The organism is Buttiauxella agrestis, from assembly GCF_900446255.1.
GTDB lineage: Bacteria > Pseudomonadota > Gammaproteobacteria > Enterobacterales > Enterobacteriaceae > Buttiauxella > Buttiauxella agrestis.
This window is the reverse complement of sequence record NZ_UIGI01000001.1, coordinates 3,787,347-3,806,818: the sequence shown is the minus strand read 5'-3', so window position 1 is coordinate 3,806,818 and position 19,472 is coordinate 3,787,347. Positions and strand designations below refer to the sequence as shown.

Here is a 19,472-nt window from a genome sequence, read left to right as displayed (position 1 = left end):
TAAGCTTTTGCGGGATTTAGCTATGGCGGGTTTTGCAGACAAACTGGCTTGCGTTTTGGTCGCTCATCTTTTATCTTATTGTTATGTTATAAAGTAACAATAAAAAGGTGTGGACATGAAGGTTTTAAATTCGTTACGCAGTGCTAAGCAGCGCCATCCAGACTGCCAGATTGTGAAACGCAAAGGGCGGTTGTATGTGATTTGCAAAAGTAATCCGCGTTTTAAAGCGGTGCAGGGCAGGAAGAAACGGCGTTAAGACAAGGGGCATTTGCCCCTTGTTTTTCAGGAACGGGCGAGCGAAAAGATATCGTAAAAAGAGAGTTCGCCTTTGGTGGAAATCATTTTATGCAGTAGCGATTTTTTCTGTTCGTCGACACCAGGGGATTGCAGGATTTTATCAATCAACGTTGGAGGCACATTGCGCGTGTTATACCACTCGCCGTTGTAGCAAACGCGGAGATCCAGCACATCAATATCGTCGTATCGATAGCGCGGATTCACATCAAAAAAGAAAAAGCCGTTTAGCAGCGCAAACAACACCACTAATAACCAGACCGATCCTGACAGAGTGTCCGATTCCAGCATCACCCAAAGTGTGGCAAACCAGCCTATCCACATGCCAATAAACAAACCTGGATGTTTGCGAATAAAGCTGATGCTAAAACGTGGGCGATTATCGCGTTTTTCATCGGTATTGAGTTGCTCAATGGTGTCGGTGAGCAGGCGCTGAATTTCAGTCATGATGGGCCTTTTGAACAGAAACGCTACAGGCAGAGAACTGTTATTCTAAGAATCCCACCAGGGGTAAAAAAGTAACAGTTCTGCCAAAAAAAAGCATAACAGTTAGTCGACCATTTTAATTACCCGCGCTGGGTTCCCGGCGACGACTGCGTTTGCTGGAATGTCTTTCGTGACTACGGAGCCTGAGCCAACCACCACGTTATCGCCAATGGTCACGCCAGGGTTGATCACTGCGCGTCCGCCAATCCAGACATTATGCCCAATGGTGACAGGTTTACCGAATTCAACGCCGCTGTTGCGGGTTTCGGCATCCAGCGGATGCGTGGCGGTGTATATATGGACGCCAGGGGCCAGCATGCAATTGTCGCCAATGTGAACCGGACAAACGTCGAGGATTACGCAGTCGAAATTAGCGTAGAAGTTTTTGCCGAGGAAAATATTGTAACCATAATCACATCGAAACGACGGTTCAATATAAGCATCGAGGCTTTGACCAAGCAATTGACCCAGTAATTCGGCGCGAACGGCTTGCTCATCAGGGGCAGTGTGATTAAAGCGGTGAATCAAGTGACGAGCATTAACACGATCGGCACGAAGTTGCGTGTCAGCAGGGCGATAAAGCTCGCCTGCTATCATTTTCTGTTTTTCTTCACTCACGGAGATGCCTTTAATAAATAGTTGGGACATCGGTTAACGTAAGCGATTAGTTTGTAATTAATGTGAGCGCTCTTTCATTTTGTGACTGTAATCACACAGTTAATTCTGAGTTTAAAAATCAAAGATGAAGGAAAGCTGTAGACGCATTGCTCCAGCAGGCCTTACAGGTAAAGCGAGGAATATCGAACCTCGAGCATAACGATACTGTTCAGAATAATATTGCTACTTAGCCACGCCAGGCGTTGCTAACCAGGATATAAGTTCTGCTGGCCGATGGTGTAACAGCATGTCAATCTAAATGCCAAACCGTAATAGCGATTCAGAAGTATTAACGAATAAATGACCATACAGAAGGCGGTATTTTATCGTAAAGCTTATTCATGGTCAGTTCTGCCAGACGGTGGTCTGCGGCTGAATAAAATACTGCCAATTCATTATCTGATAATTCGTATTTATTCTTTTCTATCACTCGTTCCAATGTATCAATTGTTTGGCAGCGTCGCAGGCGCATCAAATAATCGGTCTTTGTTAATGGTTTTGTAGTCATGAAATCACCTTGTACATCTTGTAATAGTTTAAAAGGAGAGGCTTACAGGGTTTGCGCGGCTCTCAGTAACGAAGCATCGGAATAATCGGTTTCCGGACTTTCTCCATTTCTGAAGATCCTGGGCATTGATACCGTAGTTACTGAACAGCATAAATGTATCGTCCAAATATTCGTCAATTTGTTCAATCAATTTACTCTCATCATCGTACTTAATTTTGTAATTAAGTGCGAATGCCGCAATGTGCTCAATCAATTCATTCAACTGCAAGTTAATGGCCGAAGTAGGATCATTAACCCAACCATGATTACTCTCGCCAAGGTTGGTTAGGCAGTCATGATACATGTTTTCGCAGAGAAACTTAAGCTGCGCGATATCATGCCGTTTTGGTGAGTATTCGTCCATAATGCAGCCCCTTTTATCGAACAAAAATTTGATAAACATAACGCGTTGGGGTGGACACACCTGGATGAGGTGGGGATCAATTACAACGATTATTCCATATACTTTTACTATAAATCAATCTGTACCAGATTTCCTTTCGGTATTACGAAAAATTACATTTGTTGAAAAGCAGTTTACCCTAACGCAATGTTTATTAAGACTTTCACGTTTTTTAAAAGCTTTTTCCTATAAATTAACCAAAAAGACTACTTCAAGAAATAGTTTATTTTCAAGAGGTTAATTTTATGTTGCTCGATGTGAATCGAAAGCGATGTATATAAGTAATCGATTAAGATTTATCCTAATAAATAAGTATGATTCGATTTTGCGGGTTTTCCAGAAAAATTAAGTAATATCTTGCCGCAGACTCAGGATTTGCAGGGTTTATATTGCAACATTTTGAAACTTATCGCCGGAAAAACCGACGGCACTAATTATTAATTAATATGACAAATAGGACTCAACATAAATAAAAAAGGCCGCTTGCGCGGCCTTTTAGATGCAGAACTCAGTCTTACTTGTGATGTTCAACTGCGTGAGCGTGTTCAACATCTTCAGACTTGCTGCTGAAGCGGCGGCGTACAACCACGAAGAACACCGGCACGAAGAAGATAGCCAGGACAGTTGCTGTCACCATCCCGCCCATTACACCCGTACCTACCGCGTTCTGTGCACCTGAGCCAGCACCGGAGCTGATTACCAGCGGCATTACACCGAGGATAAACGCCAGTGAGGTCATCAGAATCGGACGCAGACGCATACGTACAGCGTCGAGTGTCGCTTCAATCAGACCTTTGCCTTCTTTTTCCATCAAGTCTTTGGCGAATTCCACGATAAGTATCGCGTTCTTCGCCGACAAGCCAATGGTTGTCAGCAGGCCTACCTGGAAGTACACGTCGTTAGTCAGACCACGTAAGGTTGCGGCAAGTAATGCCCCCACAACACCCAGTGGAACAACCAGCATAACCGAGAATGGAATCGACCAACTCTCGTACAATGCAGCCAGACACAGGAATACCACAATCAGGGAAATCGCATACAGGGCAGGGGCCTGGTTACCAGACAAACGCTCCTGATAAGACATACCCGTCCAGTCGTAGCCGATACCGGTTGGCAACTTGCTCGCCAGTTCCTGCATCAGATCCATCGCTTCACCGGTACTTTTACCCGGTGCTGCCTGACCCAGGATCTCCATGGATGGCAAACCGTTGTAACGTTCCAGACGCGGTGAACCGTATTCCCAGTGCGCGGTTGAGAACGCAGAGAATGGCACCATCTGGCCGGTAGAGCCGCGAACATACCAGCTGTTGATATCGCTTGGCAGCATACGGAATGGCGCATCAGCCATCAGGTAAACTTTCTTCACACGACCACGGTCGATGAAGTCGTTCACGTAGCTACCACCCCATGCTGCACCCAGCGTGGTGTTGATATCACTGATAGAAACGCCCAATGCCTGCGCTTTTTCCTGGTCGATATCGACTTTGAACTGCGGCGTATCTTCCAGACCGTTTGGACGTACGCCCACTAACAGGTCAGGATGTTTTGCCACTTCGCCAAACAACTGGTTACGCGCCTGAGTCAGTTTTTCGTGTCCAAGGTTTGCCTGGTCAATCAACTGGAAGTCGAAGCCCGTTGCAGTACCCAGTTCTACGATAGCTGGCAGGTTAAATGCGAACACGATGGCATCTTTGATTTTCGAGAATTCGGCGCTTGCGCGACCAGCAATCGCTGGAACCTTATTCTCTTCACCCGGACGCTCATCCCAGTCTTTCAAGGATACGAATGCCAGACCGGTGTTCTGCCCTTGTCCTGAGAAGCCAAAGCCGTTAACGGTAAATACGGAGTTAACGTTGTCTTTCTCTTTTTCAAGGTAGTACTTGGTCACATCATCAAGAACGGCTTGGGTTCGTTCTTGCGTTGCACCCGCAGGCAACTGCGCCATGGTCAGGAACACGCCCTGGTCTTCGTCTGGCAAGAAGGAACTTGGCAGGCGAATAAACAGGAAGGCCATGCCAACCACAATCAGCAGATACAACACCAGGTAACGACCGGTGCTACGCAAGATGTTACCGACGCTGTCGGTATAGTGATGCGTGCTCTTGTCGAACATGTTGTTAAACCAGCCGAAGAAGCCTTTCTTCTCGTGGTGTTCGCCTTTCGCAATCGGCTTGAGCAGAGTGGCGCAAAGTGCTGGTGTCAGGATCATTGCTACCAGTACAGAAAGCACCATTGCCGATACGATGGTAATAGAGAACTGACGATAGATTGCCCCTGTGGAACCGCCGAAGAACGCCATCGGTATAAATACCGCTGACAGAACCATCGCGATGCCGACCAGAGCGCCCTGAATCTGTTCCATTGATTTGCGCGTGGCTTCTTTGGGTGGCAATCCTTCTTCCACCATCACACGCTCAACGTTTTCTACTACGACGATGGCGTCATCTACCAACAGGCCTATCGCAAGCACCATCCCGAACATCGTTAGGGTGTTTATCGAATAGCCAAAGATCGCAAGGATAGCGAACGTCCCCAGCAGTACCACCGGCACTGCAATCGTTGGAATCAATGTGGCGCGGAAGTTCTGCAAGAACAGATACATTACCAGGAACACCAGCACGATTGCTTCAACGAGGGTTTTGACTACCTCTTTGATGGAGATTTTAACGAATGGCGTGGTGTCGTATGGATAGACGACTTTCAAGCCTGCCGGGAAGAACGGTTGCAGTTTTTCTACGGTGGCACGTACCGCATTGGCAGTATCCAGGGCGTTAGCACCGGTTGCCAGTTTGATACCTAAACCCGACGCAGGCTGACCGTTGAAACGTGCGACAACGTTATAGTTCTCGCCGCCCAACTCAACTTTTGCCACATCTCTGAGCAGAACACGTGAGCCATCTTGATTCACTTTCAGCAAAATTTTGCTGAACTCATCGGCAGATTTCAAACGGGTCTGAGCAATGATTGAGGCGTTAAGTTGCTGGCCTTTAACCGGCGGAGTCCCACCTAACTGACCTGCTGCTACCTGGGCGTTCTGCGCTTTGATAGCGTTAATAATATCTACCGGCGTGAGCTGGTAATTGTTCAGTTTATTCGGGTCCATCCAGATACGCATCGCGTACTGTGCACCAAACAGCTGAACGTCACCCACACCACGCGTACGGCTGATTGGGTCTTTAATGGTTGCGCCGACGTAGTCCGAAATATCTTCCTGCGTCATGGAACCGTCGGTATTGATCATACCGAGAACCATCAGGAAGCTACTGGAGGACTTCTCAACGCTAACACCTTGCTGCTGGACTTCTTGTGGAAGCAGCGGCATTGCCAGTTGCAATTTGTTCTGCACCTGAACCTGTGCGATATCGGCATCAGTGCCGGAATCGAAGGTAATGGTGATGGTGACAGAACCCGAGGAATCACTGGAAGAGGACATGTACAACAGGTTATCGATACCGTTCATGTTCTGTTCGATAACCTGAGTCACAGTATCCTGTACCGTTTTCGCATCAGCACCTGGATAGTTTGCAGAGATAGAAATTGCCGGTGGCGCAATGGTTGGATATTGCGCGATAGGCAATTTCATGATCGCAAGCCCACCCGCCAACATAATAATGATGGCGATTACCCAGGCGAAAATAGGGCGATCGATAAAAAACTTAGCCATGTCTTAACGGCTCCTGTTTAAGTTAAGACTTCGTTTGTTCAGACTGTGCGCCAGCGGCTGCTTGATCCTGGCCTTTATTCTCTGCCGCCACTTCCTGCGCCTTCACCTGAACACCGGGTTTCACTTTTTGCAAACCGGTTACAATAACGCGATCGCCATCCTTCAACCCTTCAGTAACCAGCCATTTGTCGCCGATAGCCTGAGATGCAGTGATATTGCGCACTTCCACTTTGTCATCTTTACCAATAACCATTGCTGAAGCATCGCCACGCGGTGTACGAGTCACACCTTGTTGCGGAACTAACAGTGCATTTGGATTAGTACCTTCTTCCAGTTGTGCGCGAACAAACATGCCCGGCAGTAACGTTTTATCTGGATTCGGGAAGATGGCACGCAAAGTGATAGAACCGGTGGTTTGGTCAACCGTCACGTCAGAAAACTCTAAAGAGCCTTCCTGCGGGAAAGTGATACCGTCGTTGGTGACTAATTTGACTTTAGCTTTACCGTTTTCTTGTTTCAGTTTGCCGTCAGCTAACTCTTGCTTAAGGCGCAAGAAATCGTTGCTGGATTGGGTCACATCGACATAGATAGGATCGAGCTGTTGTACGGTTGCTAACGCAGCAGATTGTCCGCTAGTGACCAGTGCGCCTTCTGTTACAGAAGATTTGCCAATGCGACCACTAATAGGTGAAGTCACTTTGGTGTAAGCAAGGTTGATACGAGCAGATTCAACGGCGGCTTTAGCCGCAACGACGGACGCATTTGCCTGTTGAGAATCGGCAAGCGCGGTGTCGTAATCTTGTTGACTGATGTATTTAGTACCCAAAAGTTTCTGATAACGTTTAAGCGTCAGCTGAGCAATGTTTGCACTTGCCTGTGCTTTCGCGAGGTCGCCTTTGGCACTGTCATACGCAGCCTGATATGTTGCAGGGTCAATCTGATACAGCGAAACGCCAGCCTTGATTTCACTTCCTTCTTCGAAGTTACGTTTCAGGATGATGCCACTGACCTGTGGACGGACTTCTGCAATACGGTAAGCGCTGGTACGGCCCGGTAGCTCTGTTGTTATCTGCAAAGGAGCACTTTTCAAAGTCACCACACCCACTTCTGGGGTATGCGGGGCACTCTGTTGTGTCTCTTTGTCATTACATCCTGTAAGCACTAAGCTGCCTGAGAGCATCAGAACGGCCGCCAGAGGCGTAAACCCTCTGTTTTTGTTCATATGTAAACCTCGAGTGTCCGATTTCAAAGTTGTTCAATGGATCAAGTGTCCACAAACCCATTGCTGCGTTTATATTATCGTCGTGCTATGGTACATACATTCACAAATGTATGTAAATCTAACTACCTTAATTTCACCCACTTATGGCACGAAAAACCAAACAACAAGCACTAGAGACCCGCCAACATCTTCTGGATGTTGCAATCCGCTTGTTTTCCCAACACGGTGTTTCCGCAACTTCGCTGGCGGATATCGCAAAGGCAGCTGGTGTCACCCGTGGTGCAATCTACTGGCATTTCAAAAATAAGTCGGATTTGTTTAATGAAATCTGGGAGCTAACGGAATCCAGTATTGGTGACTTAGAAACTGAGTATCAGGCAAAATTTCCTGACGATCCACTTTCTGTTGTCAGAGAGTTACTTATTTACATATTACAAGCAACTGTCACCGATGAACGCCGTCGCTTGATGACTGAAATCATCTTCCATAAATGTGAATTTGTCGGGGAACTGGCTGTTTTACAACAGGCCAGGCGCGAACTTTATATGGAAGGTAATGAAAGAATCGAGAGCAGTTTACAGCGTTGCATTGATGCAGAAATGTTACCAAAAAACCTGCTCCTCTCCCACGCTGTTATTCTTCTTCGTAGTTACATCACCGGGCTGATTGAAAACTGGTTAGTTGCGCCCGACAGCTTTGATCTTCACGGTCAGGCGGAAGACTACGTGGCTATATTATTGGAAATGTTCCAAAACTGCCCAACCCTGCGATCAAGTCCACACTAAAAATAGGATTAATAGGGTAATTCTGAACATAGTTGCCCAAGGTTTTTGCGAAAAGACGTGCTAATCTTGCGGCTCGTATTTCGTCTCTAACTCGCCAACCTTTTCGGCCTGTTTTTAAACACTGTCAAACTATGCCGCAACTCATGAGTTCACTGTATTCACGTCGTGTTTCCGCGCGGTTTTTACTCATCGCTTTGGTTAGCCTGTTTTGTATGTTGGCGCAGCCAGTCTGGGCGAAAAGTAATTCCAGCGATCTCCCTAGCCGCGAAGAAATTCAAAACCAGCTCAACGCGCTGAATAAGCAAAAAACGCTGTCGCCAAATGACAAACTCACCCAGCAAGATCTCAATGAAACGCTTGAAGCGTTGGACAAAATTGATCGCGTCAAGGATGAAACAGCAAAACTTCATCAGCAGGTAACCGAAGCGCCAAAAGCGCTGCGCAAAGCCACTGAGGCGTTAAACGAACTCAAAAACCAGCGTGAAAATCAGGCTGCGGAAGAGGCCGAAATTGAATCGTTGAATTTGCGTCAGCTTGAATCGCGTCTGAATGATTTGATGACGGATTTACAGAATTCACAAAGCGATTTAGCCACCTGGAACAGCCAGCTAATTTCCCTGCAAACGCAACCCGAGCGTGTGCAAAATGCGATGATGACGGTGTCGGCCCAACTTGAAACCATCCGTAACCGTCTGAACGGCGTCACGCCAGGTGCGGTAGAGCTACGCCCAAGCCAGCAAACCTTGTTACTGACTCAACAGGCGTTGCTTAATGCGCAACTCGATCAACAGCGCGACAGCCTGAAAGGCAACACCATCTTGCAGGATGCGCTGCAAAAACAACGTGACTACACCAACGCCCATATCAATCAGCTGGAGCACACGCTGCAACTGCTGCAAAAAGCGGTCAGCAGCAAGCGTTTAACGCTGACACAGCAGACAGCGCAAGAAGCGATAGACTCTGAAGATACGGTCAAAATTCAGCAAAACCCGTTGGTGAAACAAGAGCTGGATCTCAACCACCAGTTAAGCCAGCGTTTAATTGATGCCACTCAGCATGCCAATGAAATGGTGCCGCCGAGCATCCGCATCAAAAATACCCTCGACCGGGCGCTGCAATCTGAACGTAATCTCAAAGAGCAAATTGCCGTCCTGAAAGGCAGCCTGCTGTTGTCACGTATCCTTTACCAACAACAGCAGCAAAACTTGCCGTCAGCGGAAGACACCGAAGACCTGACCAACCGTATTGCGGATATTCGTCTCGAACAGTTTGATGTCAACCAGCAGCGTGATGCCCTTTTCCAACCAGATGAACTGGTGCAGAAAATTGAAGACGGACACGCCGATGAAGTGACGCCTGACGTTCATGAGGCGTTATTACAAATTCTGGATACGCGTCGTGAATTGCTCGACCAGCTGAACAAACAGCTCGGCATGCAACTCATGCTGGCAATCAATCTGCAAAACAATAAGCAGCAACTGCAAAACGTCACGAAATCCCTCGATCAAATTCTGACCGAGCAGATTTTCTGGGTGACCAGTAATAAGCCAATGGATTGGGACTGGCTGAAATCATTGCCATCTTCGTTGCGCGATCAGTTTAAAAGCGCCCGGATTAACTTAAAAGGGCCAGAAAGCTCGTTAAAAATCATCGCCATCTTGTTGCTGATGATTCCGGCATTATTGCTGGCAGGTCTCATTCGCTGGAAATTTAAAGCGATCGATCGCTACCTGGAAAAACAGGCGAGTCGGGTAGGGCAACTGCGCAACGACAGCCAGATGCTGACGCCAAAAGCTATTGCACTCACCCTGGTGAAAGTCCTGCCCGGTGCGCTGGTTATTTACTCCATCGGGCTGGTATTTGCTGGCATGGAGATGAACATCAGCGAATCTATGCTGGCGTTCTGCAAACAGCTTTCTCTGTCCTGGTTAGTGTTCGGCTTAACGTATCAAGTGCTTTCCACCAACGGTGTGGCCGTCAGCCACTTTAATATGGCACCGCAATTGTGCAGCCACTATCGTCGCCAGCTAGTGCGGATTGGTTGTGCGTTACTGCCGTTATTATTCTGGTCGGTATTGGGTGAGCGTTCTCCGCTGCACCTGGTGGAAGATGCGCTTGGGCAGTTAATTATCTTCTTCAACCTGCTGCTCATTGCCGCCCTGGTGTTCCCAATGTGCCGCGAAAACTGGCGCAACAAAAACAACCACACCATTCAATTATTTACCGTCACGATGATGGGCGTGGTACCCGTAGTGTTAATGGTGCTGACGGCGATGGGGTATTTCTACACCACCTTGCGCCTGGCGGGGCGCTGGATTGAAACCATCTACCTGATCCTTATCTGGAACCTGGTGTACCAGACCGTACTGCGCGGGTTAAGCGTTGCGGCACGCCGTATGGCCTATCGCCGCGCGGTATTACGCCGTGAAAACCTGGTGAAAGAGGGCGCAGAAGGCGGTGAGCCGGTAGAAGAGCCACCGTTGGCACTCGACCAAATCAACCAGCAAACCATGCGTCTGGCCATCATTGCGCTGTTCGCACTGTTTGCCATCGTGTTCTACACCATTTGGTCAGATTTGTTCGGGGTATTCGGTTATCTCGATAGCATCCAGCTCTGGAGCTACAACGGCACTGAAGCCGGTGCCGCCATCGTCAAGCATGTCACCATGGGCAGTCTATTATTTGCGGTGATTGCCTTTGCCATTGCGTGGGTGCTGATTCGCAACTTACCTGGCCTGTTGGAAGTGCTGGTGCTCTCGCGTCTGCAAATGCGCCAGGGCGCGTCGTACGCCATTACCACGATTCTGAACTATGTGATTATTGCCGTCGGGGCGATGACCATCTTTGGTTCACTCGGTGTGTCGTGGGATAAATTGCAATGGCTGGCGGCGGCATTATCGGTCGGCCTCGGTTTTGGCTTGCAGGAGATATTCGGTAACTTCGTTTCCGGTCTGATTATTCTCTTCGAGCGCCCGGTGCGTATCGGCGATACCGTCACCATCGGCACCTTCTCCGGTAGCGTCAGCAAAATCCGTATTCGTGCCACAACGATTACCGATTTCGACCGTAAAGAAGTGATCATCCCGAACAAAGCCTTTGTCACCGAGCGCCTGATCAACTGGTCACTGACCGATACCATCACGCGAGTGGTGATTCGCCTGGGCGTTGCGTACGGATCCGATCTGGATAAAGTGCGCGAGATCTTACTCAAAGCGGCTCATGATCATCCAAAGGTCATGCACGATCCGGAGCCAACCGTGTTCTTCACCACCTTTGGTGCCAGCACGCTCGATCATGAGTTACGTCTGTATGTGCGTGAACTGCGCGACCGCAGTTACACCGTCGATGAGCTGAACCGGAGCATTGATCGTCTGTGCCGTGAGAACGGAATTAACATCGCCTTCAACCAGTTGGAAGTGCATCTGCGTAATGATAAAGGCGATGAACTGACCGAGGTGAAGCGCGATAATAATGGGAAATGAGATGCTGTGCCGGATGACGCTGCGCTTATCCGGCCAACAGTAAAGCGTTTGTAGGGGGGATAAGCGTCAGCGTCATCCACCGTTTTCTTTTTGTTCTTCCCGCTTACGCAAAAAATCCTGACGGACAATCTCAAGTGCTGCGAGCGCGGTTTCCGTCGGGATTTCATGTTCTTCGAGCAGCATAATCAAATCGACCGCCAGTTTGACTTCTTCTGGTGCGTTATCCAGCGACATATCGTTAATCTCGTTAATGTGTATTTTGGGTATTAGCTTAGCCCACGCTCTCGTCTTTCGATGGCACGTTCTATACGAGTCAGTGCCTGACGGCAGCGCTGCAAACGCCCCTCGAGCGCGGCCAATTCCTTCTGGAGTTTTTGCTGCCCGGCAAGCGTTGCCTGCAACGAAAGCTGGCTTTCGCGATCGCTAATCATAATCTGGATACGACGTTCGTAATCCTGATGCGTCGAGAGCTTTTCATATAAATTCTCGGCAACCACGGGTTGTGGATCGTTTTTTCGCATTTTGACGGTCGCCAGTTCACGCTGTAACGCAGCGATTTGCGCCACCAGTTTTTCAGCAAGATAGGCAACTTGCTCCGTTCGGCCCACTTTCACGCTAAGCTGTAACTGTTCAAGATTTGCCTGAACTTCGCTGAGATAATCTTTAAGTTGCGTGCTGTGGGTCGAAAACAGCTTACTATCGAAACGGGCTTGTGAGGCGCGTTGTAATGAGACGGGCGCTATGGCTTGCGCGAGTTCCGCGACGCGAGTATTCAAAGCTTGTAACAGCGAAGCGGTTTTCACAAAATGACTCTCCAGTGGTGTACGTGTTTAAGCGCCAGGTTATCGATGGAATACTGAATGAAACGGACAATATTAATCATCATTGGTTGGCTGGCGGTAGTCCTTGCGACGTTGGGTGTTGTCCTGCCTTTACTTCCCACCACCCCATTTCTCCTGCTGGCGGCCTGGTGCTTCGCTCGTTCATCGCCGCGTTTCCACCACTGGTTATTATATCGCTCATGGTTTGGTAGTTATATCCGCCATTGGCAAAATCATCGTGCACTGCCGCCGGGAGCAAAACCCAGGGCATTGATTTTTATCGTGTTAACTTTTGCGGTATCCCTTTACCTGGTCAACATTCTTTGGGTCAGGCTACTATTATTGTTGATGATGTGTGCGCTGCTGTTCTTTATGTGGCGCATGCCGGTAATTGACGAAAAGCAACAAAAGCCGTAAACCGCATTTGCGGTGGTTGCAATTGTTGATGCCAGCCAGTAAATTCGACCGTTTTCGAGCACGGTATGACTGATTAATAAGCAGTCTCGTGCTTTGTTAGAATCATGTTTTTAGCAGGCATTAATTATGACCGCGACTGCGCAGCAGCTTGAATATCTGAAAAACAGCATCAAAAGCATTCCAGACTATCCAAAACCTGGGATCTTATTCCGTGACGTTACCAGCTTGCTTGAAGATCCGAAAGCCTACGCCACCAGCATTGAATTATTAGTTTCACGCTTTAAAGACGCCGGTATCACCAAAGTGGTGGGTACTGAAGCGCGTGGCTTCTTGTTTGGTGCACCGGTTGCGCTGGAATTAGGTGTCGGCTTCGTGCCGGTTCGTAAGCCCGGTAAACTGCCACGCGAAACTATCGCTGAAAACTACGAGCTGGAATACGGCACCGATCAGCTGGAAATCCACGTTGATGCAATCCAGCCTGGCGACAAAGTTCTGGTGGTAGATGACTTACTGGCAACCGGCGGCACCATTGAAGCCACCGTCAAACTTATCCGCCGTTTGGGTGGGGAAGTGACTGACGCGGCGTTTATCATCAATCTGTTTGATATTGGTGGTGAGCAGCGCCTGGAAAAAATGGGCGTGAAAAGCTACAGCCTCGTACTTTTCCCTGGCCACTGAGTTCTGCCCCACCTCTTCAGTCTAAAGCCTCGCCCGATGGGTGAGGCTTATGTTAGCATTACCCCCTGAATTCACACCCGCGATGTAGAGCCTATCTCGTATGAGCTACCAGGTCTTAGCCCGCAAATGGCGGCCACAAACTTTTGCTGATGTTGTCGGCCAGCAACACGTTCTGACTGCGCTGGCTAATGGCTTATCCATGGGCCGAATCCACCACGCTTATCTCTTTTCCGGGACGCGCGGCGTGGGGAAAACCTCCATCGCTCGCTTGCTGGCGAAAGGGTTAAATTGCGAAACCGGCATTACTGCCACTCCTTGCGGCGTGTGCGATAACTGCCGTGAAATAGAACAAGGGCGCTTTGTTGACCTGATTGAAATTGACGCCGCCTCGCGCACCAAAGTAGAAGACACCCGTGATTTGCTGGACAACGTTCAGTACGCCCCGGCGCGTGGTCGCTTTAAAGTCTATCTCATCGATGAAGTGCACATGCTCTCCCGCCACAGTTTCAACGCCTTGTTGAAGACGCTGGAAGAGCCGCCATCGCACGTTAAATTCTTGCTGGCGACTACCGATCCGCAAAAGCTCCCGGTCACGATTCTTTCTCGCTGCCTGCAATTCCACCTGAAAGCGCTGGATGTCGAACAAATCCGCCATCAGTTGGAACATATTCTTGGCGAAGAGAAAATCCCAAGTGAAACGCGTGCGCTGCAACTGCTCTCCCGTGCTGCAGATGGCAGTCTGCGTGATGCGCTCAGTCTCACCGATCAAGCCATTGCCAGCGGTGATGGGCATGTGACCACCGCCGCGGTGAGCGCGATGCTCGGCACGCTCGACGACGACCAGGCGCTGTCGCTAATTGAAGCGATGATTCATGCCGACGGTGAACGCGTCATGAGCTTGCTGAATGATGCCGCCGCGCGGGGTGTTGAGTGGGAAGCACTGCTGGTGGAAATGCTGAGCCTGCTGCATCGCGTGGCGATGGTTCAGCTTTCACCTGCCGCGTTAGGCACAGACATGGCTGCCATTGAACAACGTATGCGCGAGCTGGCTCGCGTTGTACCGCCTGCCGAAGTGCAGCTTTATTACCAGACTTTGCTGATTGGGCGCAAAGAGTTGTCCTGGGCACCTGACCGCCGCATGGGCGTTGAAATGACGTTGCTGCGTGCGCTGGCGTTCCATCCGCGCAAACCTTTACCCGAACCTGAACAACCGCGACAGGCACCGAGTATTCCGGTGATAAACCCTGTTCCGGTACACCAACAAACATCGGCCCCGCCGCCACGGCAAAGTGAAACGACGCTGCCAGACACCACAAGCCAGGTGCTGCAAGCGCGAACACAGCTCATGCGCCAGCAGGGAGCCAACAAAGCAAAAAAGAATGAGCCGGCAGCGCAAAATGTAGCGCGGCCGGCGAAGAATACCGCACTGGAACGTTTAGCCTCGGTCACCGAGCGCATTCAGTCCCGGCCCGCAATAGTGGAAGAAAAACCCGCACCGAAGCCAGAGGCTTATCGCTGGGTATCGCAGAACGTGTCTGATGTTGTCGAAGAACCGGTCGCGACACCAAAAGCATTGAAGCGGGCGCTCGAGCATGAGAAAACCCCGGAACTTGCGCAGAAACTGGCACTCGAAGCCATAGAACGCGACGGTTGGGCGGCTGAAATTAGCCAACTCGTGTTGCCGAAGTTAGTGCAACAACTGGCGCTAAATGCCTGGAAAGAGCAGGACGGCAACCGCGTTTGCCTGCATCTGCGTCCGGCGTTACGCCACCTCAATTCGCCGTCGGCTATGAAAACGCTGGCCGATGCGATGAGTGATTTTAGTGGCGAAACAGTTGAGCTGACTATTATTGAAGATGATAATCTCGCACAACGCACCCCGCTGGAGTGGCGTCAGGCTATCTACGAAGAGAAGCTGGCGCAGGCACGGGAATCAATGAGTGCTGACAACAATATCCAGACGCTGCGTCGTTTCTTTGATGCGGAACTGGATGACGACAGTATTCGACCAATTTGACAAACCGGCTCATCCGGTTTGTTGTAAACCCTGATAGCCGATAATCGTACTCTGCGGTTAGTCGGCCCGAGCAAAAGAGAGAAGACTATGTTTGGAAAAGGCGGTCTGGGCAACATCATGAAGCAAGCCCAGCAGATGCAGGAAAAAATGGCCCAGGTTCAGGAAGAAATCGCCCAAATGGAAGTCACAGGCGAATCTGGCGCGGGTCTGGTTAAAGTGACCATCAACGGTGCTCACAACTGCCGTCGTGTTGAGATCGATCCAAGCCTGATGGAAGACGACAAAGAAATGGTTGAAGACCTGGTTGCTGCGGCCTTTAACGATGCCGCTCGTCGTATCGGTGAAGCGCAGAAAGAGAAAATGGCTGGCGTTTCCAGCGGTATGCAGTTGCCACCAGGCTTCAAAATGCCATTCTGATTTCCCGTCATTCTTCGCGTTGTGGGGGCGTTGGCTGCGCTCACAACGTGAATTATTTAGGTAAATCCGGAAATTTCGTAGTTTTTGTAGGTCGGGTAAGCGCAGCGTCACCCGACATGACATTCTCACTCCTCCTCGAACGCCGCATAACTCTCCACCAGAAAATCAATCAGCGCCCTGACCGCCGGTAACTGACCGCGCCGGGAAGGAAACACCAGATGAATCACCTCTCGCCTTGCTCGCCACTCCGGTAACAGTCGCACCAGACTCCCGTCGGCAATCTGTTTGTTAAGCATCAACATCGGCAACTGAACAATCCCCACACCCGCCAGAGCCGCCGCTCGCAGCGCAATCATATCGGTGGTCACAAAGCGCGGTTTATGGTGCAGCGTCACTTCCTGATTATCCGGGCCAAACAGGCACCAGCGGTAAATTTGCTGCGGTTTTGACAGCGCAAGGCTCGGCCAGTGCTGAAGATCGGCAGGAGACTGAGGCTTTGAAAAACGCGTCACCAGCTCGGGGCTGGCCACCAGGCACATCCCGCGATCCGCCAGTTTACGCATCACTAGATCGCTATCGTCCAGCGGTAATGGGCGCACCCGCACCGCTAAATCGACGTTTTCATTCAGCACATCAACCTGGCGGTTAGTTTCTTCGAGTTGCACCGTCACCTGCGGATACAACGTCATAAATCGCGCCAGCATGTCGCCGATATGCACGTGCAGCAGCGTAATCGGGCAGGTCAGGCGAATCAGCCCGCGAGGTTCGGCACGCAGCGTGTTAATCGCTTCCTGCGCGGCCTCGGCTTCAATAATCATCGCCTTGCAATGACGATAAAAAATCTGCCCGGCCTCGGTCACGGTAAAACTGCGCGTTGAACGCTGAATCAGGCGGGTCTCCAGACTTTCTTCCAGCAGCGCGATACGGCGACTCAAGCGTGATTTCGGAATACCGATAACGCGGCTTGCCGGAGAAAACCCTCCGTTATCCACCACTTGCACGAAATACCACAGGTCGTTGAGATCTTGCATTACCATTGTCCTGTATATGGAACGCTGAGTTCATTTTAAGAGTCTACCGCGTGTTTCGTCTTATGAGTAAGCTTTATCTCAACAGAAATCGACACTCAATGGAGATAACGATGAAATCAATTCTTGGCGTTTATTCAGCACCGGCGTCCCACTGGGTGGGCGATGGCTTCCCGGTTCGCTCACTGTTTTCTTATTCAAAATTTGAAAAACAGCTAAGTCCGTTCCTGCTGCTCGATTACGCAGGCCCGGCGGAATTTAAGCCGAGCAACAAAGGCCAGCGTGGCGTTGATGTCCACCCGCATCGCGGTTTTGAAACCGTCACCATCGTCTACAAAGGCGAAGTGGCACACCGCGATTCCACCGGCAGCGGCGGGGTGATTGGCCCGGGTGACGTGCAGTGGATGACCGCCGGTAGCGGCATTCTGCATGAAGAATTCCACTCGCCAGCCTTCAGTGAAAAGGGCGGTGCTCTGGAAATGGTGCAGTTGTGGGTCAATTTGCCAGCGAAAGATAAATCTACGCCGCCTAACTACCAGTCGATTACCGATGCGGATATTCCGGTAGTGGATTTGCCAGACAATGCAGGCCAGGTGCGAGTTATCGCCGGTGAAATGGATGGCGCAAAAGGCCCGGCACGCACGTTTTCTCCGCTGCGTGTGCTGGATATGCGCCTGAATGCGCAAAGTACCACGAATTTGACGCTGCCAGACGGCTGGAACACTGCACTGGTGGTGCTCAAAGGCACCGTACTGGTCAATGGCCAGGAAGTGGCTCGTGAAGCGCAACTGGTGGTTCTGGATGCCAAAGGCGAAACCGTCACGCTGGAAGCCAATAACGACGCGGTTGTGCTGGTGTTGAGCGGTGAGCCGCTTAACGAGCCAGTGGTGGGTTACGGGCCGTTTGTTATGAACACCCGTGAGGAAATCAAAGAGGCCATTGATGACTTTAACCAGGGCAAATTTGGCCAGAAAATTTAACTAACCTAAGCGGCTACCGTTTTGGTAGCCGTTTTTTCAACACGATTATTGAACCCTAAGAGGATCTGAACATGACACCTGCAAACTTTAACGGACAAATCCCTACGATTGATGCGAACGACGCGGTAATGCTGCTTATCGACCACCAGAGCGGTCTATTCCAACTGGTGCACGACATGCCGATGCCAACCCTACGCACCCATGCAACCGTATTGGCTAAAATCGCCACGCTTGCCAATATCCCGGTCATCACCACCGCTTCTGTGCCGCAAGGCCCGAACGGCCCGCTGATTCCTGAGATTCACCAGTACGCTCCGCACGCTCAGTACGTACCACGCAAAGGCGAAATTAACGCCTGGGACAACCCTGATTTCGTGGCAGCAGTCAAAGCAACAGGGCGCAAAACCTTGATTATTGCCGGTACCGTGACCAGCGTATGCATGGCTTTCCCGGCGATAAGTGCGGTGGCAGAAGGCTTCAAAGTCTTCGCGGTGATTGATGCCTCAGGCACCTACTCCAAAATGGCGCAGGAAGTAACGTTGGCGCGTGTCGTTCAGGCCGGTGTCGTGCCAATGGATACCGCAGCCGTCGTGGCTGAAATCCAGCACACCTGGAATCGCGATGATGCAATGGAATGGGCAAACCTGTGGGGCGGCGTATTTATTGAGTACGGCTTACTGATGGAAAGTTACCAGAAAGCGCAGGATGTGGTGACGAATCAAGAGCAACTGGACTCTCAGCGCGGTTAAATAATTTCCCCCTTTGCGAGACATCGCGCAGGGGGAATATCTTTTCCTATACCCTCGCGCAGGGCTAATGTTAGGCTATGGTCCACTCTTTTTTCAGAAGTCTGAGCGATGCAAACCAGTCCTTTACTTACCACCCTTATGGAATCCCTGCGCTGCCTGCCAGGCGTCGGCCCAAAGTCTGCCCAACGTATGGCGTTCGCGCTTTTGCAACGTGACCGCAGTGGTGGCATGCGTCTTGCTCAAGCATTAACTCGTGCGATGTCAGAAATTGGCCATTGTGCTGATTGCCGTACTTTTACCGAACAAGAAGTTTGCGCCATTTGCGCCAACCCTCGCCGCCAGGAAAACGGCCAAATTTGCGTGGTAGAAACGCCCGCGGATATTCACGCCATTGAAGCGACAGGCCAGTTTTCCGGCCGCTATTTTGTGCTGATGGGCCACCTTTCGCCTCTTGACGGAATTGGACCGCAGGACATTGGTCTTGACCGCCTCGAGCAACGCCTGGAAACCGAAACCATCAAAGAGCTGATCCTCGCCACCAACCCGACGGTAGAAGGCGAAGCCACTGCAAACTATATCGCCGAACTTTGCGGACAATATGGCGTGGATGCCAGCCGTATTGCGCACGGCGTGCCGGTCGGCGGCGAGCTGGAAATGGTCGATGGCACTACGCTTTCACATTCTTTAGCAGGGCGTCACAAGATTAATTTCTAACCACTTGCGGGGAGTTTCTTATACTTCCCGCTTGAAAACCTCCGTTTTTATCCTCATATCACCCTCAACGTTTTAAACCCCTGCGTATTTTGATTTTGTTGAGGTATCAAT

Annotated in this window: 19 protein-coding genes and 1 other annotated feature; of the genes, 10 read left to right on the top strand and 9 right to left on the bottom strand. The window is 50.2% G+C overall.

What is annotated here, in order from left to right; translation table 11 throughout:
- Positions 1 to 115 precede the first annotated feature (115 nt).
- On the top strand, positions 116 to 256 hold the full coding sequence (gene ykgO, locus DY231_RS17960) for a type B 50S ribosomal protein L36 (RefSeq protein WP_072011136.1): 141 nt from the start codon (positions 116 to 118) through the stop codon (positions 254 to 256).
- A gap of 26 nt (positions 257 to 282) precedes the next feature.
- On the opposite strand, the gene DY231_RS17955 is transcribed toward ykgO, so the two are convergent.
- From DY231_RS17955 to acrA, 6 genes are all read right to left on the bottom strand, one after another.
- On the bottom strand, positions 283 to 741 hold the full coding sequence (locus DY231_RS17955) for a YlaC family protein (RefSeq protein WP_115630474.1): 459 nt from the start codon (positions 739 to 741) through the stop codon (positions 283 to 285).
- A 102-nt stretch (positions 742 to 843) separates the two neighbouring features.
- A complete protein-coding gene (maa, locus tag DY231_RS17950; RefSeq protein WP_115630472.1) occupies positions 844 to 1,398 on the bottom strand; it encodes a maltose O-acetyltransferase in 555 nt (184 codons plus the stop codon).
- Positions 1,399 to 1,726: 328 nt separating this feature from the next.
- Positions 1,727 to 1,945, bottom strand: a complete 219-nt coding sequence (gene hha, locus DY231_RS17945) for a hemolysin expression-modulating protein Hha (protein WP_034493744.1) — start codon at positions 1,943 to 1,945, stop codon at positions 1,727 to 1,729.
- Positions 1,946 to 1,973: 28 nt separating this feature from the next.
- Entirely contained in the window at positions 1,974 to 2,348 is a 375-nt protein-coding gene (gene tomB / locus DY231_RS17940) for an Hha toxicity modulator TomB (protein ID WP_034493745.1), read from the bottom strand.
- 553 nt (positions 2,349 to 2,901) lie between these two features.
- Positions 2,902 to 6,051 (bottom strand): multidrug efflux RND transporter permease subunit AcrB, encoded by a 3,150-nt coding sequence (gene acrB, locus DY231_RS17935; protein WP_115630470.1) that lies wholly within the window; start codon positions 6,049 to 6,051, stop codon positions 2,902 to 2,904.
- A 22-nt stretch (positions 6,052 to 6,073) separates the two neighbouring features.
- Positions 6,074 to 7,273, bottom strand: a complete 1,200-nt coding sequence (gene acrA, locus DY231_RS17930) for a multidrug efflux RND transporter periplasmic adaptor subunit AcrA (RefSeq protein ID WP_034493747.1) — start codon at positions 7,271 to 7,273, stop codon at positions 6,074 to 6,076.
- A 143-nt stretch (positions 7,274 to 7,416) separates the two neighbouring features.
- On the opposite strand from acrA, the gene acrR reads away from it, so the two are divergent.
- Both acrR and mscK read left to right on the top strand, forming a co-directional pair.
- The gene (gene acrR / locus DY231_RS17925) at positions 7,417 to 8,058 is read left to right on the top strand and encodes a multidrug efflux transporter transcriptional repressor AcrR (protein ID WP_115630468.1); all 642 of its coding nucleotides are present in this window, start codon (positions 7,417 to 7,419) and stop codon (positions 8,056 to 8,058) included.
- Positions 8,059 to 8,201: 143 nt separating this feature from the next.
- Positions 8,202 to 11,540 (top strand): mechanosensitive channel MscK, encoded by a 3,339-nt coding sequence (gene mscK / locus DY231_RS17920; protein WP_115630466.1) that lies wholly within the window; start codon positions 8,202 to 8,204, stop codon positions 11,538 to 11,540.
- A gap of 72 nt (positions 11,541 to 11,612) precedes the next feature.
- On the opposite strand, the gene rsmS is transcribed toward mscK, so the two are convergent.
- Both rsmS and priC read right to left on the bottom strand, forming a co-directional pair.
- The gene (gene rsmS / locus DY231_RS17915) at positions 11,613 to 11,774 is read right to left on the bottom strand and encodes a pleiotropic regulatory protein RsmS (protein WP_115630464.1); all 162 of its coding nucleotides are present in this window, start codon (positions 11,772 to 11,774) and stop codon (positions 11,613 to 11,615) included.
- Between the two features lie 32 nt (positions 11,775 to 11,806).
- Positions 11,807 to 12,343, bottom strand: coding sequence for a primosomal replication protein PriC (gene priC / locus DY231_RS17910; protein ID WP_034493750.1), 537 nt, complete (start codon positions 12,341 to 12,343; stop codon positions 11,807 to 11,809).
- A gap of 57 nt (positions 12,344 to 12,400) precedes the next feature.
- On the opposite strand from priC, the gene DY231_RS17905 reads away from it, so the two are divergent.
- The 4 genes from DY231_RS17905 to DY231_RS17890 all read left to right on the top strand — a co-directional run bounded on the left by DY231_RS17905 (position 12,401) and on the right by DY231_RS17890 (position 15,890).
- Positions 12,401 to 12,778, top strand: coding sequence for a DUF454 family protein (locus DY231_RS17905; RefSeq protein ID WP_034493752.1), 378 nt, complete (start codon positions 12,401 to 12,403; stop codon positions 12,776 to 12,778).
- A 126-nt stretch (positions 12,779 to 12,904) separates the two neighbouring features.
- A complete protein-coding gene (apt, locus tag DY231_RS17900; RefSeq protein WP_034493753.1) occupies positions 12,905 to 13,456 on the top strand; it encodes an adenine phosphoribosyltransferase in 552 nt (183 codons plus the stop codon).
- Positions 13,457 to 13,556: 100 nt separating this feature from the next.
- Positions 13,557 to 15,473 (top strand): DNA polymerase III subunit gamma/tau, encoded by a 1,917-nt coding sequence (gene dnaX, locus DY231_RS17895; RefSeq protein WP_115630462.1) that lies wholly within the window; start codon positions 13,557 to 13,559, stop codon positions 15,471 to 15,473.
- Positions 14,809 to 14,873, top strand: a sequence feature (DnaX frameshifting element). Its footprint overlaps the gene before it by 65 nt.
- Positions 15,474 to 15,560: 87 nt before the next feature.
- Entirely contained in the window at positions 15,561 to 15,890 is a 330-nt protein-coding gene (locus DY231_RS17890) for a YbaB/EbfC family nucleoid-associated protein (RefSeq protein ID WP_034458087.1), read from the top strand.
- A 125-nt stretch (positions 15,891 to 16,015) separates the two neighbouring features.
- On the opposite strand, the gene DY231_RS17885 is transcribed toward DY231_RS17890, so the two are convergent.
- Positions 16,016 to 16,921 carry a LysR family transcriptional regulator gene (locus DY231_RS17885; protein WP_115630460.1) on the bottom strand — a complete coding sequence of 302 codons (906 nt, stop codon included), beginning with the start codon at positions 16,919 to 16,921 and terminating at the stop codon, positions 16,016 to 16,018.
- Positions 16,922 to 17,031: 110 nt separating this feature from the next.
- On the opposite strand from DY231_RS17885, the gene DY231_RS17880 reads away from it, so the two are divergent.
- The 3 genes from DY231_RS17880 (at position 17,032) to recR (ending at position 19,361) form a co-directional block, all read left to right on the top strand.
- A complete protein-coding gene (locus DY231_RS17880; protein WP_115630458.1) occupies positions 17,032 to 17,898 on the top strand; it encodes a pirin family protein in 867 nt (288 codons plus the stop codon).
- A 71-nt stretch (positions 17,899 to 17,969) separates the two neighbouring features.
- The gene (locus DY231_RS17875; RefSeq protein WP_115630456.1) at positions 17,970 to 18,647 is read left to right on the top strand and encodes an isochorismatase family protein; all 678 of its coding nucleotides are present in this window, start codon (positions 17,970 to 17,972) and stop codon (positions 18,645 to 18,647) included.
- Between the two features lie 108 nt (positions 18,648 to 18,755).
- Positions 18,756 to 19,361, top strand: a complete 606-nt coding sequence (gene recR / locus DY231_RS17870) for a recombination mediator RecR (RefSeq protein WP_115630454.1) — start codon at positions 18,756 to 18,758, stop codon at positions 19,359 to 19,361.
- Positions 19,362 to 19,472: the final 111 nt, after the last annotated feature.

Bases quoted from the DNA above. Each gene is read 5' to 3' on its own strand.
- DY231_RS17890 (WP_034458087.1), top strand. From the start codon at position 15,561: ATGTTTGGAAAAGGCGGTCTGGGCAACATCATGAAGCAAGCCCAGCAG.
- DY231_RS17875 (WP_115630456.1), top strand. From the start codon at position 17,970: ATGACACCTGCAAACTTTAACGGACAAATCCCTACGATTGATGCGAAC.
- acrA (WP_034493747.1), bottom strand. From the start codon at position 7,273: ATGAACAAAAACAGAGGGTTTACGCCTCTGGCGGCCGTTCTGATGCTC.
- mscK (WP_115630466.1), top strand. From the start codon at position 8,202: ATGAGTTCACTGTATTCACGTCGTGTTTCCGCGCGGTTTTTACTCATC.
- ykgO (WP_072011136.1), top strand. From the start codon at position 116: ATGAAGGTTTTAAATTCGTTACGCAGTGCTAAGCAGCGCCATCCAGAC.
- hha (WP_034493744.1), bottom strand. From the start codon at position 1,945: ATGACTACAAAACCATTAACAAAGACCGATTATTTGATGCGCCTGCGA.
- acrB (WP_115630470.1), bottom strand. From the start codon at position 6,051: ATGGCTAAGTTTTTTATCGATCGCCCTATTTTCGCCTGGGTAATCGCC.
- apt (WP_034493753.1), top strand. From the start codon at position 12,905: ATGACCGCGACTGCGCAGCAGCTTGAATATCTGAAAAACAGCATCAAA.
- DY231_RS17905 (WP_034493752.1), top strand. From the start codon at position 12,401: ATGAAACGGACAATATTAATCATCATTGGTTGGCTGGCGGTAGTCCTT.
- dnaX (WP_115630462.1), top strand. From the start codon at position 13,557: ATGAGCTACCAGGTCTTAGCCCGCAAATGGCGGCCACAAACTTTTGCT.
- DY231_RS17955 (WP_115630474.1), bottom strand. From the start codon at position 741: ATGACTGAAATTCAGCGCCTGCTCACCGACACCATTGAGCAACTCAAT.
- recR (WP_115630454.1), top strand. From the start codon at position 18,756: ATGCAAACCAGTCCTTTACTTACCACCCTTATGGAATCCCTGCGCTGC.
- DY231_RS17885 (WP_115630460.1), bottom strand. From the start codon at position 16,921: ATGCAAGATCTCAACGACCTGTGGTATTTCGTGCAAGTGGTGGATAAC.
- DY231_RS17880 (WP_115630458.1), top strand. From the start codon at position 17,032: ATGAAATCAATTCTTGGCGTTTATTCAGCACCGGCGTCCCACTGGGTG.
- acrR (WP_115630468.1), top strand. From the start codon at position 7,417: ATGGCACGAAAAACCAAACAACAAGCACTAGAGACCCGCCAACATCTT.
- tomB (WP_034493745.1), bottom strand. From the start codon at position 2,348: ATGGACGAATACTCACCAAAACGGCATGATATCGCGCAGCTTAAGTTT.
- rsmS (WP_115630464.1), bottom strand. From the start codon at position 11,774: ATGTCGCTGGATAACGCACCAGAAGAAGTCAAACTGGCGGTCGATTTG.